15 protein-coding genes and 1 pseudogene are annotated in these 19,013 nt (G+C 55.8%); all 16 read right to left on the bottom strand.

Annotated elements, in window-relative coordinates:
* The coding region (locus tag ACLJQD_RS22550; RefSeq protein WP_410967631.1) for a DUF6531 domain-containing protein at window positions 1-3,865 on the bottom strand (3,865 nt) is incomplete at its 3' end.
* Window positions 3,866-3,880: 15 nt separating this feature from the next.
* Window positions 3,881-4,339: a DcrB-related protein gene (locus tag ACLJQD_RS22545; RefSeq protein WP_000186513.1), complete on the bottom strand. Its 459-nt coding sequence runs from the start codon at window positions 4,337-4,339 to the stop codon at window positions 3,881-3,883.
* A 59-nt stretch (window positions 4,340-4,398) separates the two neighbouring features.
* A complete protein-coding gene (locus ACLJQD_RS22540) occupies window positions 4,399-6,633 on the bottom strand; it encodes a type VI secretion system Vgr family protein (protein WP_017442160.1) in 2,235 nt (744 codons plus the stop codon).
* Window positions 6,634-7,028: 395 nt separating this feature from the next.
* A complete protein-coding gene (locus ACLJQD_RS22535; RefSeq protein ID WP_077907259.1) occupies window positions 7,029-7,550 on the bottom strand; it encodes a DUF2778 domain-containing protein in 522 nt (173 codons plus the stop codon).
* A 23-nt stretch (window positions 7,551-7,573) separates the two neighbouring features.
* Entirely contained in the window at window positions 7,574-7,990 is a 417-nt protein-coding gene (locus tag ACLJQD_RS22530; protein WP_000759645.1) for a DUF2195 family protein, read from the bottom strand.
* A pseudogene (locus tag ACLJQD_RS22525) lies at window positions 7,987-8,109 on the bottom strand (cytoplasmic protein); the annotation flags it as partial. The pseudogene ACLJQD_RS22525 and the gene ACLJQD_RS22530, both read right to left, overlap by 4 nt.
* Before the next feature lie 8 nt (window positions 8,110-8,117).
* Complete coding sequence (locus ACLJQD_RS22520; protein WP_023218482.1) at window positions 8,118-8,579, bottom strand: hypothetical protein; 462 nt, start codon at window positions 8,577-8,579, stop codon at window positions 8,118-8,120.
* On the bottom strand, window positions 8,564-9,034 hold the full coding sequence (locus ACLJQD_RS22515) for a glucosaminidase domain-containing protein (protein ID WP_000501517.1): 471 nt from the start codon (window positions 9,032-9,034) through the stop codon (window positions 8,564-8,566). Before ACLJQD_RS22515 ends, ACLJQD_RS22520 begins: the two co-directional genes overlap by 16 nt.
* Window positions 9,035-9,076: 42 nt before the next feature.
* Window positions 9,077-9,844 (bottom strand): TagF domain-containing protein, encoded by a 768-nt coding sequence (locus tag ACLJQD_RS22510; RefSeq protein WP_001254130.1) that lies wholly within the window; start codon window positions 9,842-9,844, stop codon window positions 9,077-9,079.
* Window positions 9,844-13,713, bottom strand: coding sequence for a Type VI secretion protein IcmF (icmF, locus tag ACLJQD_RS22505; protein ID WP_017442158.1), 3,870 nt, complete (start codon window positions 13,711-13,713; stop codon window positions 9,844-9,846). Before icmF ends, ACLJQD_RS22510 begins: the two co-directional genes overlap by 1 nt.
* 33 nt (window positions 13,714-13,746) lie before the next feature.
* Window positions 13,747-14,178 carry a Shiga-like toxin A subunit SciR gene (gene sciR, locus ACLJQD_RS22500; protein ID WP_077907262.1) on the bottom strand — a complete coding sequence of 144 codons (432 nt, stop codon included), beginning with the start codon at window positions 14,176-14,178 and terminating at the stop codon, window positions 13,747-13,749.
* Between the two features lie 201 nt (window positions 14,179-14,379).
* Window positions 14,380-15,153 (bottom strand): Rap1a/Tai family immunity protein, encoded by a 774-nt coding sequence (locus ACLJQD_RS22495; RefSeq protein ID WP_017442156.1) that lies wholly within the window; start codon window positions 15,151-15,153, stop codon window positions 14,380-14,382.
* Window positions 15,154-15,157: 4 nt separating this feature from the next.
* Window positions 15,158-16,462, bottom strand: a complete 1,305-nt coding sequence (tssL, locus tag ACLJQD_RS22490; RefSeq protein WP_000132483.1) for a type VI secretion system protein TssL, long form — start codon at window positions 16,460-16,462, stop codon at window positions 15,158-15,160.
* Window positions 16,459-17,802: a type VI secretion system baseplate subunit TssK gene (tssK, locus tag ACLJQD_RS22485; protein WP_017442155.1), complete on the bottom strand. Its 1,344-nt coding sequence runs from the start codon at window positions 17,800-17,802 to the stop codon at window positions 16,459-16,461. The genes tssL and tssK overlap by 4 nt, the downstream gene beginning before the upstream one ends.
* 3 nt (window positions 17,803-17,805) lie before the next feature.
* Window positions 17,806-18,342 carry a type VI secretion system lipoprotein TssJ gene (gene tssJ / locus ACLJQD_RS22480; RefSeq protein ID WP_001007104.1) on the bottom strand — a complete coding sequence of 179 codons (537 nt, stop codon included), beginning with the start codon at window positions 18,340-18,342 and terminating at the stop codon, window positions 17,806-17,808.
* 66 nt (window positions 18,343-18,408) lie between these two features.
* Complete coding sequence (locus ACLJQD_RS22475; protein WP_000119443.1) at window positions 18,409-18,894, bottom strand: Hcp family type VI secretion system effector; 486 nt, start codon at window positions 18,892-18,894, stop codon at window positions 18,409-18,411.
* Window positions 18,895-19,013 lie beyond the last annotated feature (119 nt).

The raw sequence follows: 19,013 nt of genomic DNA, 5'->3' as shown, positions 1-19,013 counted from the left end.
TTCCTTCCGCGTCCCGTTCGTGCTTCTCCACCCGCCTGCCCGGCGCGTCGTACACGTACCCGTAACGCCGTACGGTGCTCCCCCGGATGACCGCCACTTCCGTCAGCCGGTGCTCCGCGTCCCAGCGGTAGTGCTGCGTGCCGTTGCGGCCCCGCTTTTCAACCACCCGGCCATATTCATCGTAACGGTAATGCAGCCCACGGTATGACGTTATCCGGTTGAACGGCACCACGCTGCCTGCACCCGCCTGCGCGGTCTCTCCCTGCCGCCTGTCCAGCAGGTTCGCCGCCGCGTCGTACTGCCAGCTGTCCAGGTATGCCTCATTCCGGCACGCCGTGATGCGCCCCGTCGTGTCGTAAAAATAATCCGTCACCCCCTGCCGGCTGTGCCGCTTTTTCAGCAGCTCGTCCTGGCCGCTGTACGCATATTCCCGGTCAATAAACGTCTCCGGCACCACACCGCGCATTCCTTTACAGGTCAGTTTCCGCGTTAACCGGCCCGTCCGGTCGTACATCCGCCGCGTGTCCAGCCGCCCCTGGCTCCGCTGCACCTCACGGTGCAGGTGGTCGCGCGTGAACTCGCTGATGACATCACGCCCCAGGTTGATTTGCTGAAGATGGCCGCTCCCGTAGTACAGGTACCGCAGCGTCCGCCCGTCCGGCATCTGCGTTTCTGTGCGGTTGCCCTGAACATCGTACCGGTGCTGCAGCACGCCCTGCGCCGTCTCCTCGCTCAGCAGGTTACCCGCACTGTCGTAGCTGAACCGGATAACTTCCGGCTCTCCGCCTTCCGCCGCATCATGCCGCCTGCGGCGGATTTCCAGCAGACGGTCCGCCGCGTCGTACCGGTATTCCGTGCGCGTCTCCGGCGTGGTTTTCGCCGTCAGCCTCCCCGCCGCATCACGCTCCAGACCGTGACGGATTTCTCCCCCGCGCTCCCCGCCGTATATCACCGCCGTCACCGCATTCAGCGCGTTATACCCGTATGCCCGGCGGCTGCCGCCGGGGTCCGTCTGTTCCGTCACCCGGTCCAGAACATCGTACCGGAACCGGTAGCTTTCCCCGTTCTCGTTCGTGAGCGTGGTCAGCCGCCCGTAAGCGTCGTACTCATACGCCGTCCTGCGCCCCGTCGCATCCGTCTGCCTGCGCACCCGCCCCTGACCGTCCCGCTGCCAGCGTGTTATCTGCCCTGCCGGGCTGGTGTATTTCACCAGCCGTCCCGCCGCATCCGGCTGGTAACGCTCCGTACGCCCGTCCGCGAACATGACCTCCGTCAGATGTCCGTTGCCGTCATAGCTGTAACGCGTACTGTTACTCTCCGCGTCCGTCACCCTTTCCAGCCGCGTGCGTTCATCATAAAACCATGCCGTCTGCGAGCCAGAACAGTCCGTGTGGCGCATAAGCTGCCCGTCTTCGTTCCACTGCAGGTATTTATCCCCGCCCCGCGCGTCGGTTATCCGCACCACCTGACCGTGCCGGTCATACCCGTATACCGTGCGCTGGTGCAGCGGGTCGATGACCGCCTGCAGGTTGCCCCGCTCATCATACTCATAACGCCACGCCGCTCCCGCGGCATCCACCTCCGTTTCCGGCTGGTGCCACACCGGATGCCACTGCGTCTGCTCAACCCGGCCCAGCGGGTCATGCGTCTCCGTCAGGTGGCCGAGACGGTCATAGACATAACGCCATTTGCCGCCCTGCGCGTCCGTCATCCCCAGCAGTAACCGCTCTTCATCGCTCCAGCGGAAAGTGGTCATCTGCCCGGCCTCGTCCCGGTACGCCGTCACCAGGCCCTGCGCATCCCACCAGTGGCAGCGCGTACGCCCCAGACTATCCGTCACGCACAGCGAACGTTCTGCCAGATTCCAGTCCAGACGGTACTGCTCGCCGCTGTCCGTATGATGGCCCGTCACCCGCCACGCCGCATCGTCCGGGCCTTCAAACCACGCCCAGGTGTAGTAATACCGTTCGCCGCCCGGCTCCCGGTGCATCGTCATGCAGTCGTTGTCGTCGTACGCAAACTCGCGCTGATACTGACCTGCGTTGTCCACCACCCCGTTCAGCCGCCCCGCCTCATCGTAGCGGTAACGCCGCAGCAGCTCCGGCTCCCCTTCCGGGTAATGGCGGAAGATGCGCGTCACGCGCTGCGGGTGCGCTGCCAGCTCATAGTGCAGCCGGATGCAGGGGCGCTGCCGATCGCCGCTGATTTCCACCAGACGCCCGTGGTTGTCGTAGGTCAGGTGCTGGCAGTTACTGTTGCGGTCGCCCAGCATTTTCAGCCGCCGACGCTGTGGGCTGAACGGGTCCGCTTCAAACAGCCTGTACACGCCGTCATCACTGCTGATAAGCCAGTGGCCCTGTTCGCTGCGCCGCACTGCCAGCCCCTCGCCGGGGCTGTAAAAACCACTCCCCGGCTCCACCGCCTGCAGGTCAATTCGCCGTCCCATCGGGGCCACATACGTCATGCAGTTTTCATCCGGGTTGTCCGGCGTACGCTCCAGGCACACTTCATACAGCACGCTCCAGCCCCGCCCGAACATCCCCTCCGTCCGTTCATCACGGCTGCTGTAGGTCCGCTGCCACTCCAGCGGGAAGTGGCCGGGCAGACTGAAATCAACGTCATCATCGCCTGCCAGGTACTTGGCTCCGGTGGCGGCGTTTACCGGGCGGTTCAGCGCACTCCCCGCCTTCTGAACCATCATGTTAATGCCCAATCCCATCATAAAGCAGGCACTTTTAGCTGACGCCCGTCCGGGCTGCATGAACGTCAGCGCAATGGTGGTCACCAGGGTTATTTGTGACTTACCGCTTTTGATATCCCGTACCACCAGAAGCGGCCCGCCGATACGTACATCACCGGATACATGTACGCCGTTCTCAGGCTCATCCACCACTTTTGCCTCGCAGGTACAGCGTACCCCGCTGCGCGCCGCAGGCTGGCTGTTGATACGCACATCCCGCGTCCCTTCGGCGATATATTCTGCTGCGGGCGGCTCATCGTCGCCTTTGAACAGGTTCGACACGCTGCCGATAAGCGCGCTTGCCGCCTGAAAACCGGTTTCCAGCACATCGAAAGTGTTCATCGCCCCCAGTACCGTCCCCACCGGGTCATCCGTCAGCGCCTGCAGTTTCTGCGCCATAAACTGGGTGAATGAAGAGGGATGTTTGTGGCAGTCGATTTTATCATCCTGTTTCGGGTCAGACCCCGGATATGCCGTTGCCACCGTGGGCTGCCACATCTCTGAAATAAAGTGGCCCGTGTCGGAAAGCATATCGCCCGCCTCTGCCAGAGCATCATTTCCCAGCGAGGCCCATCCTTCCGCTGATCCCATCCGGCTCACCACGGAAACGACGCCCTTAGCCATATTCTCTGCCCGGCCTTTTACTGCATCCAGATATTCCCCGGCCACATCCCACATTGATTTGGCGTCCTGCCTGCGTTTTTCTTCTTCTGCCTCTGCCTGCGCCTGCGCATCCAGGGTTTCCACATCATGGCGTGATAATGCCGTTGCCGCCGCCCGCGCCGCCCGTTTGCTGTTAATCCGGGTGTCGCCTGAGCCGGTCAGGATATATCCCTCAATTTTCGGCGGAAAAAGGCTGTTGGCTATGTCTTCACAGGCTTTACTGATTTTCTCCCCGGCGCCACTCAGCAACATCGTCGCGCCGACCACGGTCCCCACAAGTAATACGGCGCTGCATCCCAGCGTTGCCACCGTAGCCCCCGTCGCCAGCGCCACAACAGCCAGTGCCGCAAAATCAATAACCGCATTGATGGCGAATTCCAGCGCACTGCCCACCAGATCTGCCAGAAAGGACGTATGCAGCAGCGCGTCGCCTTCCCTTGCCGCCCAGAATGCTTCTCCCATACCACACTCCCTGTGTTATTGTCCGGTTGCCGTGTTTTCCGGGTCCAACCTGAAACGCAGATTCTTTTTGATATCCGCCCAGCGCCCCCTATCCGCTTCGGTTAACGCTGTTGAGCGGGCATAGGTCAGGGCCATCATTACCCGGCTGCTCTGTAGCACAAATACCGCCTGGTACTGGTATACATGCTCATTACCCCGGATGAACTGACTCTGTATTTCCAGCCCCTCCATTTTCCCGTCAATACCCAGCCGGACAACCTGTGCTGGCGTATAACGCAGTTCCTTAACCTGCTTTTCCAGTTTTTTCATCTGTTGTTCAACCTGGGACGCCAGTTCATCACCGTCCTGCATTTTGCCGCGGCTGATAATCAGCGCCGCATCCGGATCGCTCAGGCGGATCATATTGAGGGTGCTGTCCTGGGATATATTACCGGAGAAACTCAAGATGGCTTCGTTGATATAATAGTTCGTCATGATTATATAAAATCCTTTTTGGTCTGAAAGTGTTGATAAGTCCGGCACTAAAATAAAAACTATTCTTTGGGTGGAAAAGTTTCCTTAATTACTGCTGCCATTGCTGTTTTTTCTGACTCACCAAATGTTCCCACTTTGGGTTCTCTTTTATCCATATTTAAATCCAGCTGCCCTTTTATAGTATTAATCTGACCATCGGCATCTGTTGCAGTAATATTGAACGTTTTACAGGTTACGTAAAATTCCCCCTTACTGCTCATGTACAGAACGGTGTCACCACAACTCAGGGTAATAGAATCACCCGCTGCCAGATATAACTCTTTTACCGTCTGAATGGTTTTATTTCCTCCGGCCAGAGAGGTATCGTCATACTGAACTTTATGATCGCGGACAGCGCCAATAGTGGCTATTTCTGACTGATCAATGACCTTAACCCGATTATTCCCCACCCAGTGACTTTCATTATTATTAACTTCAATACGCTGATCTTTTTCAGCATGTAGCCAGACCTCTTCACTACCGGGTTTATCTTCAAAACGCAGGGCGTTGGCATTGGTCGGTCCGCCGCCGATAGTGTGGCTGTATATCCCGCTCTGTGTTGCCGCGCCCGGCAGTCCCCACGGTGGCATGGTGTCCTGGTTGTAGGTACGCCCCACGATGATCGGCAGATCCGGATCGCCGTTTTTGAAATCCACCAGCACTTCCTGGCCGATACGCGGGATCTGGATCATCCCGAAGCCTTTGCCCGCCCACGGGTAGCTGACGCGTATCCAGCAGGAGCTGTTTTCATCCATTTTGCCGTAGCGATCCCAGCCAAACTGTACCTTTACCCGCCCGTACTGATCCGTCCAGATTTCCTGGCCCGCCGGGCCGGTGACGATGGCGCTCTGCGGCCCTTTGGTGTGGGGTTTGCTCACCGTCCGCTGCGGGCGGAACACCTCACGGGTCGGGTGCAGTTCAAAACGGGTGGAAAAGGTAAAGTGCTGGTCCTGCCCGCTGTGCTGCGCGTTGTCCTGCACAAACAGCAAGGTCTGCATCAGCAGGTATTCCTGATTGACTTCGGCAGTGGGATAGTTTTCCAGCGTGAAGGTATAACCGGTCATGAGTGTGCGGATATTCCCTCCCCCCAGCACCCGACTGCCGGGGCTGCGCTGCGCTTCCATACGAATGCGCGTCAGCATCTCGCCTTCACTATTGTCGAAGTAGTCTCCCGGCCACTCATAATGCTCGTAGGTGGCATGACCGGTTTCACGCGGGTTTGCCACGGTGTTTGCCAGCAATGAACGTGGCTTCGTAAAATCGAAATCATCCAGCACCCACTGGCCAGTCCGCAGACTCTCGTTTGCCGTGATAGTGTGGATAAACTCCTTGTCCAGCTTCAGCCCTTCCTGGTGCCACTCGACCAGCGGCGAGTCCGGACATGCTTTGTGGGCGCTGATGGCATCCGCCAGCACCAGCGTGTGGCTGTCCTCGCTGTGCTCAAACCACCAATAGATGCCCCACTCCTGCATCAGTCGCTGAAGAAAATCAAAATCAGTTTCACCGTACTGCACCTGCCAGGTGCGTACCGGGTAGCTTTCCACCAGCCGCTTTTCCACCGGGTAGGGGTATTCCGCCAGCACTTCATCCAGAATATCCACCACGGTTTTATTCTGGAATGCTTTGTAGTCGCTGGTATGGGTCAGCAGTTTCAGCCACGGCTCCATACGCAGCTCATAGGTAACCGAACGCCCTTCATGGCCCACCACCCGCGCCGCCGTGACCAGCCCGCTGATATGTCGTTTACCGCCACCATCCAGTTCGATGTTGACGCACAGATCTTTGCCCACCATCGGTTTGAGCGGCAGGTTGGCCGCCGGGGAGACATAGCCCAGATTCAGGGTATCGGGCGTTTTTAGCTGTACCACATAGCTAAACAGTTCACTTAATGTTTCGCCGCCGTCCAGGCTGGCGAACAGTAATGCGCCCGGCGGTACGGCGCTGCCGCTGACCGTCACATTATGCGCCCCCGGCCCGCCTGCAACAGCAGAGACGATGGCCGATACCGCATCCTGCGCCATACCTGCGGCGGCGGCGGCCTGCGCCGCTGCCACCGCGGCTTTCACCAGCCCTGATGGCTCCGGCAATGCGCCAAACAGCGATCCCGCAGCCTGTTCCACAGCGGCTTCCGCCGCATCTGCCACGCTTCCGGCGACTGAATCTGCGGTGACACCGCCACTTTCTCCGGTTATCGGCGGCGTGGTTGTCGTCAGCCCTCCTATACCGGATTTATTATTTGTGGATACAAAACTCATGGTAGTGACTCCTTTAATACCGGATTAAAATAAATAGACTCACCGTCAGGAAACAGTGCCCCGCACTTTATAATGCAACCAGCCTGTTATATTTAAATATTTACCAGAAGAACAGGGTATATTGCTGACAAGAGCCATGAAAATAAAAACACAAAAATTAGCACATAACATAAATACTGAATTACATAAATAAGGAAATGAATATAACAATATTATGATTTTATTTTTATTACGCTTACCAGATTCACATTGCATTTTATAGAAATTTGATTAATAACCAGCACACCGCCAGTCATATACTTTATCATCGTGCTCATTACTTATCTGGCCACCATTGTAATGATTGTCAACCACAGCACGTCCAGACACGATAATTTCATCCGGTTTTAACGGTATTATTGTTTTGTTCCACCATTCGTTTGCTGACCAGAAACATACTTAACATTAACCGTAAATGTCTTTTCACCATTTTCTTTTTCCGTCTCCTGTTTCAGAATACGGAAAAACACCGGTTCCACTTCAATACAACCATGACTGTAACCTTTGGTGGAATCATGGATATAAAAACCACCCCGCTTGCCCCCACAGGCTTTTCGGGTCTTCTCATCCGCTGATTCCAGCCGGATACGGTTATATCCCCAGTTCGCCCAGTATATCTCACATGTTCCGGCAGCCTGGCCTCGCGGAATGGTACTCCAGCCCCATGATGGTCCCAGATCACAATCCGCAGCATTTCTTATCGGTGCCTCCCCCTGAAACTGAATAAACAATTTATAATTCCCTTCCGGTATCGCCGCATCCGGCACACACTGTTTATCTGGCCACTGTAAATCCGGTAACCCCGTGGTCGCCTTAAACATCCCGATACCAGGCCATGTCAGCTTTTGCCCGTCAAAAGTCAGTCTTACTGCCATCATCTTCTCCCTGACTATTCTGTGTATTACAGCGGTGGTGTACAACGTATCATTAGCGCCAGCTTCTGATCCCGTACAGACTGGTTATCCACCGATAATACAAAGCTGAAAGGATAACGTCCCTGCATCTTCGCCAGTGAGATATTCCCCTCCTGAAGGGAATATGCACTTCCGCGTCCGTAACCCTCAACATCCTGCGCCAGTAAGCTGGTATAGCTGATTAATGCTGAGAAACAGCCACATTCACCGGTACTTTTTTTCAGTGTGACCGTTGTTTTCAGAATGGTAAGGTTATCCATTTCCTGACGATGAACGGGATGGATATCCACACACTCCGCCAGCGGGTTATCAATGTTTACATCTGTTCCGCCCCAGGCAAATACGGGCAGGAACATTCCTGCACAGGCAGACATAAACAGAACCTCTACAGCGTACTTTTTCACAGCATCTGACCTCTATTTTTTTCATCCACCAGTCGCAGCGCATCCACATACCGCCCTTCACTGTTCTGCTGCCAGAACCAGCCTTGCCCTGGCAGGTAACGTATGCCCGGTAGATCCAACTATCCCGCTATTCATCTGTACAGCCCAGCCCCCGGCGCTGTACCACTTCACTGGCAAATGTCGCGCCAGTTTTTTTCATTATTTCTTGTTGTATTTTTTGCAACTGCGGAAATATAACTCTCTCACATTTATTTATTTCCCATATATCACCAGTTTGAGAACTTACTGAAAACAGTCCCCAATAATCGATTGCTCCGGCAGTCGGTGTATCATAGCCAAGGCTAAAATCATAATATCCCGGATGGGGAGGATTTCCGTGTTTATCCTGCAAATCACCGTCAACAAAAACGCCATCCAGCGATAAATCATATTTTTGATATTTAAGTGCAATAATGAGTAGTTTTTCTGCCTGTGCTTTCGTCATTCCACCGCGATTTATATCTGACAAATTAAATTCAGATACAACCACTTGGGCATAACAGAACTCAGATATAAAGAGAAAAAAAACAAGCATTATTTTACGGGGCATGCTATTCTCCGTCCGACCATAATAATTATTCCAGCAGTTATCCTGGCGTAATTATCCGTACCACCAGTAATATGAGATCCTGAATTAAACCCAGCAGCTACCAGAGCTTCAGAGAAGGCCAGAGCATCTTTTTTCCCCCGAACAGCGTCACCATACTTGACAGCAAAAGATCGCGCACAAACTGAAAACGAAGAAAAAATAGCCACCCAAGTTTTGTTACTATCCTTTGGATGAACCCGACCTGACTGAAATGATGCAGGAGCCTGGAGAGAAAAGTAATTATTATATTCCCTGGCAATACGACCTGTACCATATTGACTTTCGGCAGCAGCAAGACCCAGTATATTCTCTACCGGTACGTCAAGCTCTTTTGCAATTATCTCACAAACCTTCATGTGCTCCTGGACAAATCTTACCGCACCCACGTTATTACACGCTTTATCATAAGCACCCATTTCTTCATTCCTTAGCAGGTGTTTTTAAAACCACCATGTTCATTATTTCTCCACCAGTCGCAGCGCATCCACATACCGCCCTTCACTGTTCTGCTGCCAGAACCAGCCTTGCCCCGGTGTTGCCTGCCCCAGCGTCTTACCCGGCCAGCCCGGCCACGGCAGATAACGCACGCCCGGCAGTTCTACTACCGGTGCTTCATCCGGCAGCCCGGTCAGTTCCCGGCTGCGCTGCGATGTTCGTCGTAACCCGCGCAGCCACTGCGCCCACCACGGCCCCGGCTGCCACATCGCCCATAGCTGGTCCACCTGCTCCGTCAGCCGCCCGCGCCGCATCGTGTCCGGCGTGATATGCTGCGCCGCCAGCCTCGCCAGCCAGTACAGCCAGCCCTGCGTCTCCTGCAAACTCTCGTCCAGCCACTCCCGACCGCAGCGCTGGTAAATCACCAGCGGCCACGGGCGTCCCACGCTATCCCGTGACGCCATCAGCACTCCGGTCAGCCAGTCAGTCGTCCCCCCCATCGGCAAAAATCCCGGCGACATCACAAAGCTCCACGGCAGCGGATGGTGTTCCGGCGCGGGCATATCATGTTCGCCACGCGGCGACAGGTGCATCCAGCCGTCACGCTCTTCATCGGTCGTCTGGCCTTCCGGCAACACGATATGCCGCCCGCTGCCCACCCATGTCTGGCGGTTCAGCCAGTCCTGCCATATTCGTCCCTCTTCAGCGCCCACCCGCCAGCGCACATAGTCGCGCTGGTCCGGCAGCCTGCCGAACATCGCCGGGGCTGATACCACCGCTGGCCGGCGCATTACAACGCCCTCGCCGGACAACTGAAGTTCTGCAACAGCTCCCGGCTGACCGGGTTAAAATCCCGCCCGGCGGTGATTTCCAGCACCACCCGGCGACCGTCAAAATCATATTCCACCAGTTGACGCCCCCGCACCGCCGTTTCCTGTACCATTCCGGCGTCCAGCAGATGAAACAGCGCCCACGGCCCGCCGGTCAGTAGCGTTGAGGTGTCCTGGCGAATACGCGGGCTGGCGGTGATTTCCGCCATCGAGCCGTTGCGCGGTCCCGGCCACGTCACTTTCAGGGGCCGGTCCGGACCATGGGCGTAGCGCAGCACCTGGCCGTCGATATCAATCACCAGTTCCGTGATGGCCGGGTCCATATCCACCACGCTAATCTGCATCGACCAGGAAAATTTTTTCCCGCCCTCGCTGTTAAAAAACACGCTGCGGATCTGCTTCGCCTGCTGAAACGGCGTCAGATCCGGCCCCTGCAACGTCATGTTGCCTTCGGTCGGTTTGTAGCGCCACGGGTCGCTGGCGGTGTCCGCCAGCGGAGCCAGTTGTTTGCTCCAGAAAGCATCCAGTACGCCGCCGCTGGCGAAGATGCGGTTAAAGTCCTCGGCGCTGACCTCCTGCGGACTGTCGGCGAACGGATAGCGCCCGTCGATGGCGTCACGGCAGTCGTCGCCCATCATCGCCTCCATCTGGGTGTTCAGCACGTCGCCGGTCCCGGCGTTGATTTTGCGCGTTCCCTGCTTCGTCAGATCCAGCAGGATGTTTTTCAGCGGCGCAGGCAGTTTCGCCGCCTCCAGTTGCAACTTGTCTGCGGCAGTAATGCGCGCTGGCAACGTCCCCGCCGCCAGCGCGCTATCAGCAATGGTCAGTTGGGTGTAATACTCGTTGAGCATGGTCAGCAGCGAAGCGATCTGCATCGTCCCACCGCCGCTCTGTCCGCCGTCCGTCCGCCCGGCAATGACCTCGCGCAGCGCGGCGAAACGGTCATCCACCAGCGTTTTTTCCAGCCGTTCTTCCGGGTGAATATCCTGGAACAGTTTTGCCGTCTGTACCACTTTCCCCGCGTTACCGGACGCGCGCTGCGCCAGCTGTTTCTGTCTGGCCTGCGGGTCCGGCGGCGGCACCAGCGTGGTCTGCTCCACCACCGCTTTTCCCAGCCGCATCAGCGGTGAGTCCGGCGACGCCAGGGTGCGCAGCACCTGTAAATCATAGGCCAGGCCGGAACTGCCCTCTTCCCCGGCACTGTTGATACTATGGATACTGTCCAGAAAATCCTGCCAGCGGCGGGCATATTCCGTCAGGTACAAACGGCGGACTTCGCGGGCGACAGACTGCTCCTGCCCCGGTATCTGGCTGCGCAGGCTGTCAGTCAGCTTTTTTGGCGTACTCTCCCGGCCCATCACCCAGCCATCGTTCGCCGTCGCCGCCGCCACAAATTCCGGTAATCGTTTGTCGAACAGCTCCCGGTAACCTTCACGGGTAAAAATACCCGGCACGCCCCGATCCAGCGGCGCGCCGTTGCTACGCACAAACACCGTTCCCGCATCCGCGCCGACGGCGCGTACCAGCGTGAACTCCTGCGGCGCTTCGCTCTCCATTGCCGCCAGCGCCCGCGCATAGATACGCTCGGTACTGGTGTGACCGTCGAGGAATGCCCGCGCCTGACGGATCAGCGCCTCATTTTTCTCATACGGTGAATGCACCACCCGGCTGCCGTCAAACAGCGCTTCGATATGCGTCAGCACGGCGGCGCGCCCGCCGAACCCGGCCACGCTGTCGCTGTTCCCCAGATCGTTAATCACCCACGACTGGATCTCCGCCGCGTTGTATTTATCTTCGTGATCTTTATCCAGATTCAGTAGCAGATAGATGCGCAGGGCATCATACGCAGCTTTACTGTCCTGACGGGCAATGGCGTCCGCCAGCACATACTCCATCCGTTTCACCAGCGGCGGCAGCAGCAGTTGATCCAGCAGGCGGTTGTACAGCGACGCCACGCTGTCGGTTACCGGCGGTACGCTGTACAGGCCGTAGCGCCAGGTCAGCGGCGGCGCGTCCGGGTCCAGTTCCGGCCAGGCGGACAGTTCCCTTGCGCTGTCCAGCAGTGCCGGGACGGGAGCCATCGCCGGTTTACCGGTGTAGGCTTTCACTTCACCGTCCAGCCGGGTCGCGCGGGCGCTGATTTCATTCATATAGTCGCCGTTGGTCTGCTGGCTGGTCTGCATCCCCTGCCACAACAGGAATGCCAGCACCAGTACCAGCAGGTGCCCGCCGAGGCGCAGCAGGCGGTAACGCCAGGCCCACTGGAGGTTTGGCTCCACCAGGTGCGCTTCACGGAAAATAAACTGTGTTAGCAGATCATGCAGAAAGTAGCTGCGGTTGCCGTCCGGCAGAGCGTGTGGGAGAGAGGCGGAGGATTCGCCACGGGCGGTTTTTATCGCCCGGACAAAGCGCTGCCAGATACTCAACTGGTCGGCCACGGCGTCGGCCTGCGCCTGCGCGGCGCTGGTGAAAAACACCCCGCGCAGCGTGTTATTCAGTTGCGTGGCATCGAATTTTGAATCGAGGAAGATCTGTTCAATAGCCTCCAGCAACGGCTCGCCGAGGGCGGCGAACTCACGCGGGAAGGTATACAGCCGCTGGCGGCTTTTAAGGTCGTACTCTTCCTGTAACCGGGTATCCAGTCCCTGATCCAGCCGCAGCGTCAGGCACGCCAGCTCCTGCGCGCAGGCGGCATGCAGCGCCTGCGGGTCGCCCGCTTTTCGCCTGCGGCTGTACGGCAACGTGAAGCCCCAGATTTGTGCGCGAAGATGGCTGGTCAGCGTGCGAAAATACTCGCTGAACCCCGGCAACAAATCCATTTTGGTGACCACCAGATAGACCGGAAAGCGAATCCCCAGGGTCTCGCGCAGTTCTGCCAGTCGCGCCCGCAGAGCGGCGCAGGCCGCCAGGCGTTCCGCCGGTGACTGTGCGGTTAAATCCGCCACGTTTAGCGTCAGGATCACGCCGTTAAGCGGCGCGCCGGGGCGATGTTTACGCAGCAGACTGAGAAAGCCCTGCCACTCTCCGGCGTTACGCTGCGCGGCGCTCGCTTCGCCGCCGTCATCGTGGCGGGCGTAACGTCCGGCGGTATCAATCAACACCGCTTCGTTGGTAAACCACCAGTCGCAGTGTAGCGTGCCGCCACCCGGCACTGTCAGGATACGCGAGGTCTGCTCCATTTGCTCCGCCAGCGGGAACTGCAATCCGGTGTTCAGCAGGGCCGTGGTTTTGCCGTCGCCGGGACTGCCGACCACCATGAACCACGGCAGCTCATACAGAAAGCGTTTACCCTCGAAAATTTTACGCCAGCCGGGCATGTCCACGCGCAACTGCCGCAGTTGCCGGATGGCCTGCGTGACAATATGGTTGACGGTGCGCAGGTCGGCTTTGATCTCGCCAGCCACCGGTACCTCTTCCCCGCGCGGATGCAGGAAGCGACGCAGCAGTTGTTCATCCATACGTAGCGCACGCCACAGCCGGTACAGGCCGTACAGCGCGTACATCAGCAGGATGAAACCAATTAATGTCAGGCGGACCCACAGCGGCGCAAACGGATGGACATCGCCCAGGGCCAGCAGCGGTGTGACGAAGCCAATCGCCAGGCACAGGACACTGATGCCGATGATACTCATCGACCAGTTGACCAGCCACAGTACCAGCAACATCAGCAACAGGGCAATGGTCACTACCCGGCTCCCCACGGAGGCCAGCGGGCGCAGGGTATCAAATGATACCAGCGGCCCGACAAACCAGACCAGCAGCACCAAAACCAGAACGCCCACAACCGCCAGCGCGCGCCGGGAAAAAAGCAGACTAAGAAATTTTTGCATTATGTTTCGACTCGCCACCCAATAATCAATATTTTAAAATTCCCTGGATAAAGTAATATAACCATTAAATTTTACAGAACACTCATCAGCATTCATGAAGCTGGATGCAATGAAAATATCTTTTTCTTTATCTTTGTTAATATAGGTATATTTTGCCACGATAGATTTAACCTGGTTCTCATAGTAACTATCGAAATAGGATTTCTTATCTAATATTGCCACTTTATTTTTGGCCTTATCTTTTTCATAATCCATCCTGGCCAGAGATTCTGCATAGACCTTAGATACAGGCGAGATATCAAGAATCTCTACCTTTGTTTTATCCTTTATAATAGTAGCGACATCTATATTCAGGTCATTTTTTATGGCATCAAATAATGATGACTCCATTGATGCTCCAACCGTAGCACACCCATAATCGTGCGCATAAGAAATGGCAGGAATACCCACCAACAGACAGACCATTATCTTAAACATATCAATCCTTTACTACCAAGACTTTACCACCAATACTTATCTGAACTGGCAGCGATAACATTATCACAGGGTATACCTGTCATACTTCAGGCTGCATGTGCGTTGGCTTTACTCTCTTACCCCAGTCACGAACCAATGTATGCTCCCGGGGATTTATTTCCTTGCCGCCTTGATGCAACTTGAATGATTTTATATCTTACAGGGGTACTCTATTAATTTATTTATGATAAGTTCAGCCGCGCGAGAATTCAGTTCCTCATTGGTTTTATTTTTAAGAGAAACATAGACTAATTCATTTAATGTTAGCGTCTTAAATAAAGCGTATCCACACCACAGTTTGTTCTCTGTCGCATCCTCCACGCCGAGCAGATAGACACCCGCCCTGAGTTTATCCCGTTGATTACCAGACACCCAAAATTTAAAAAAGTCATTACCTGAAAGATTAAGCGCATCCGGAGTCAGGGATAAAATGGGAGATGACCGGGAAGCAATTTTTATGGAGGAGTCTGTCCTCTGACAGGGAAAATTTTTAACTAATGCTTCCTCTATTAGTATTGAAGCCCTTACATCAGGCTTTTTCACTGCGTGCTGTTCAAACCAGGTCAGCACAGTATGGTTTATTGTTATACTGTCAACCTGACCATATCCACACCAGGCTTTACCTTCTGTCGCATCCTCCACCCCCAGCATATACATCAGTGCATTGTCTTTTTTCTGTACGTTGTCAGTGGCATAAAATTTCAGGAAATCCTGAGTACTGAGGTTGACATTATCGGGGGAAATGAATCCTGCGTTAATCGGGGATCCGGCAAAAGCGCCACCGGATAACAGGCAACATAAGATGATCAAAAAAACACGAACAGATCGTGTTATGTGATATGTCGCTGAGATCCGATAATAATCCCCCGTCACGCCACATACTGCCGAATGATGAGACACATCATAGGTTGATTTTTTCATCATTCATTCACTCCACTACCAGAATTTCCACCCGACGGTTTTTCGCCCGCCCGGCTTTACTGCCGTTATCCGCCACCGGCACCGTATCGCCCTTGCCGACGATATGTACCCGTCCGGCAGGTACGCCGCCGGAGGTCAGTAACGCCGCAACTTCCGCCGCCCGTTTTTCCGATAGCACCAGGTTGGATGGGAATTCAGCCGAATGAATGGGCTGGCTGTCAGTGTGACCCGTTACAGTGACTGCGCCGCCCACGCGGGCGATTTCCCGCGCCGCTTTGTTAATCACTGGCCGGATTGCGTCACTCACCGTTTTCTGTCCCGGCACAAACATGGCGTCGCCACGGAAGACCACCCTACTGTGCTGGTCATCTTCGTCCACGGTCAGCAGGCCACGGGCGATTTCGTTTGCCAGCAGGATTTTCAGCCGCAGCTTATGAACCGGCACGGGCGGCGGCGGCAGTTTTATACCAATCGCATCAATATGCTGTTGTACGGTGACGGTCTGCACATCCATCCGGTGGCTGTAAAGGCCAAACAGCGTCAGCATCGCCAACAGGGCTATCCCGGCGCTCAGCCAGACCGGCACCCGGCGCATCCGCCGCAGTCGTCCGCTTATCGCCCCCTGAAAGTCAGGCGAGAGCGCGGGCATAACCGGATCGCGACGCTGTGAAAGCTGTGTCAGCAGTTGCTGGCGAATATTGTCCAGTTGCTTACGCCCGTCTGGCTGCACGCTGTAGCGGCCTTCAAATCCCAGCCCCAGCAGGTGGTAGATAACCTCCAGTACGTTGCCATGTTCCTGGAAGCTGGCCGCCAGACGCCCGATGATCTGGAAAAGTTTTATCCCGCCTTCGCTTTCACCATGAAATGTTACCAGCAGGCTTTTTCCGGCCCAGACGCCGCGCCGTCCCCAGGTTGTGTTATTGGCGGCTTCATCAAGCGCCGTACACAGGCAGTAACGTACCGCCAGTACGTGCTCGCGCCGCAGGTTCGCCTGATCGCATAATGTCTGGTACAGATGCATCTCGCGTACCAACAGATTACGGTAAGGCTCTACCAGGGCCGCATCCAGTTTAGCGGGCATGGCTGCGAGAGCGCACAATAAAGGCCGGGCAGCGGCGAGCAACGGGTTAGCCGCCGCGCTGATTTCAGCCAGCCGGAGTTTGCTGTCCGGACCGTCTTCAACGATGACATTGAGTTCCGTGCGCTGGCTGGTGTGTACCGGCGTTTCATATTCACTGTCCTTATGTTCCGGCGTGGTGGACAAAAAGGACATCATGTCCGCCGCTGGCGGCGTCAGGGTACTGTCTGTCATTTATCGCGCACTCCCCACAGTTCTGTCTCCAGCCCCGGAAATTCCCCGGCGGTATGCATGGCCATCCCGCCGTAACGGGCAATGTGTTCCCACAATGCTCCCTCGCGGCGGATGTCGTAATAGATGTATCCGGCCTGAAACGGGATTTGGCGCGGTGGTACAGGCAGAACCTGCAAAGCCAGCCCCGGCAGATGCGAGCGGATCAGTTCCGGCAGGCGATCGGATGGCCCGATTTTGGTCTGGGCGGCAAAATGTTGCAGTAGCACATCGGTCGGCATTGAAGCCTTTATCGCCAGTACCAGCGTGCTGAACTCGGCAAGATCGGAAGGGGCCACCACCGCATTCAGGATGCCGTAAGTCCCCTCTTTCAGCTCGATGCGCTGCGCGCCCCGGATCAGTACCGCGTTCAGCAGGAACTGCACCTCATCAACCAGCGATTTCAACCCGGCATAGGGCGTCAGGTGTTTGTACTCTTTGTATTCAGCGGGCCGTCGCGTTTGTGGACGCACATAGGTGGAGAGTTCCCCGGCCAGTTCGGACAGGTAGCGATACAACACTTCCGGGGCCAGCGGGGTTTTCGCCAGGTGAGTCAGCAGCGGCTCAAAGCGATTGAGAATTTGCAGCAGCAGGTAATCGGAGACCTCTGCTGCTTCATGGCCGTGGTTGTCGCTGCCGGTCAGCCGTTCCGCCAGCGAATCGGCCCGCATCCGGATGAGATCGTTGATCCACGACAGCCAGGTACACATCAGTGAACTGGCCTGATAATTAATGATGGGCGGGATCAGGTCGTGGTCGATATCTATCCGCCCGTCAGGATTCAGCCCGATGATGCGGGTCAGCGGCAGGCCAATCCAGGCGCCCGTCACCGCCTTTTCCGGCAGCAGCCGCAGGCGCAGGTGACTGAGCTGTAATAACTGCGCGCCACGTCCCAGCGAGTTGGCGTCGCGGATGTCGTGTTCGTGTACCGAGAAACGCGCCAGTGATTCCGGGTTATTGTCAAACGTAGTTTCTTCGCTGTTCGGCGCGCGTACCGGTACCGCCAGACAAATCTGCTGGTTCAGGTGCTCCGGCAGGATGGTCAGCGGCGGCGGCAGCGGGGTGTGGTCCGGTGCGTTAAACGGCGTGCCGTCAGGAAAAATCCCTGATGCCTCTTTCAGTATCAGTTTACCGATGTTCAGCGCTTCGCCATCAATATTGTAGTGGCTGAATCCCCAAAAAAAGGGGGTCAGCGGCAGGCTGCGGTAATGCATGACGTGTTCCAGATAACGCTCTTGCTGCTGAAACATCTGCGGCAGTAAAAATTGTCCTTCACTCCAGACTACGCGGTCATTCCAGCTCATAATTCATTTATCCCGTTCCGTAATTACAATGGCGCTTTGTTCCAATTCCGCCTCCAACTGCACGTTTCCTTTCCCCGGTATGAAGTTGCTGTACCAGGCTTTTTCCGGGGCTTCCGGGATTTTGTAGGTTACCCGCCAGACCGATTTGGCCAGGTTACGGTATCCGGCCAGTACGCCGATTGCCGTGGTCTGCGCATTCAGCGGGCGACGCAGTTTTTTCTCTTCGCCGGGACGCAAAATAAAGCTGTCGCGACGCACTAAATCGTCGGTAAGGACGGATTTGTCGTTGTCATGGAGCGACCAGTAATCAGCTGTCGTGAAAGCGGCGTCATTTTTCAGTTCATAAACACGTATCTCAATGGGCGCGGCCTTCTTCTGATTGTCAGGATTCACCTTATCGGAGGCTTTCACGCTCAGGTCGAGTCGCTGTGATTCGAGGTCAGGTAACGCATCGCTACTGCCGCATCCGGAAAGCAGGAGCAGTGCAAAAGGCATAGCTACCGCACATAACCACCGAGTGGGGTTACGCCATTCATTCACTGTAAATTCCTTTAAAATCAAAATAATAAATCCGGCCAGATATAAATCTGGCCGGAAAAACAGCCGTTAAATTTCTTTGTTGGCCTTGAAGTCGTAGCCTGCGGTAATGGTGCCGCCGCTGCCACCCTGCTGGTTCTGCACCACGTATTCCTGCTTCACGGTGCTGAAGGAGAGTTCAATTGATTCGCGAGACGCAATTTCCCCTCCCTGGCTTCCGCTGGGCGATACCATTGCAATAATCAGATCTGTGAAAGTGTACTTGAGGTACTCCAGCGGATTGCCGCCAGCCTTACGCATAACCAGAATGGCCTGCGGAATGTGCTTACCGGAAGAGCAGTATTTGAACAGGTTCGGGCTGGCGCGATCGATGTAATGTTCAAATGAAAGATTAGTGACGGAGACCTTACCGGAACCGAGACCGCTACCGGCGTGCATGGTGGATTCCTGATGAATATTCCAGCGCCAGCTCAGTACTTCAATTTCATTTTTGTGTTTGTCATCCATTGACTCGCCGTCAATGCCGTCAATTTTCAGAAAAATGTCATAAGACATATCTACTATCCTTTTAACTACCTAAATTAAGCCCTGATTTATCTGCTTTATTAGGTGAACAGATTAACTATTCCTGTACAGCTCTTTCTTACCCATAAATTCATCAGAGCAAGAAAACG

It is taken from the genome of Salmonella sp. SAL04214 (assembly GCF_046550615.1).
GTDB lineage: Bacteria > Pseudomonadota > Gammaproteobacteria > Enterobacterales > Enterobacteriaceae > Salmonella > Salmonella enterica.
Note: the sequence above shows the minus strand (reverse complement) of the source record. Positions and strands in the feature narration are given on the sequence as shown.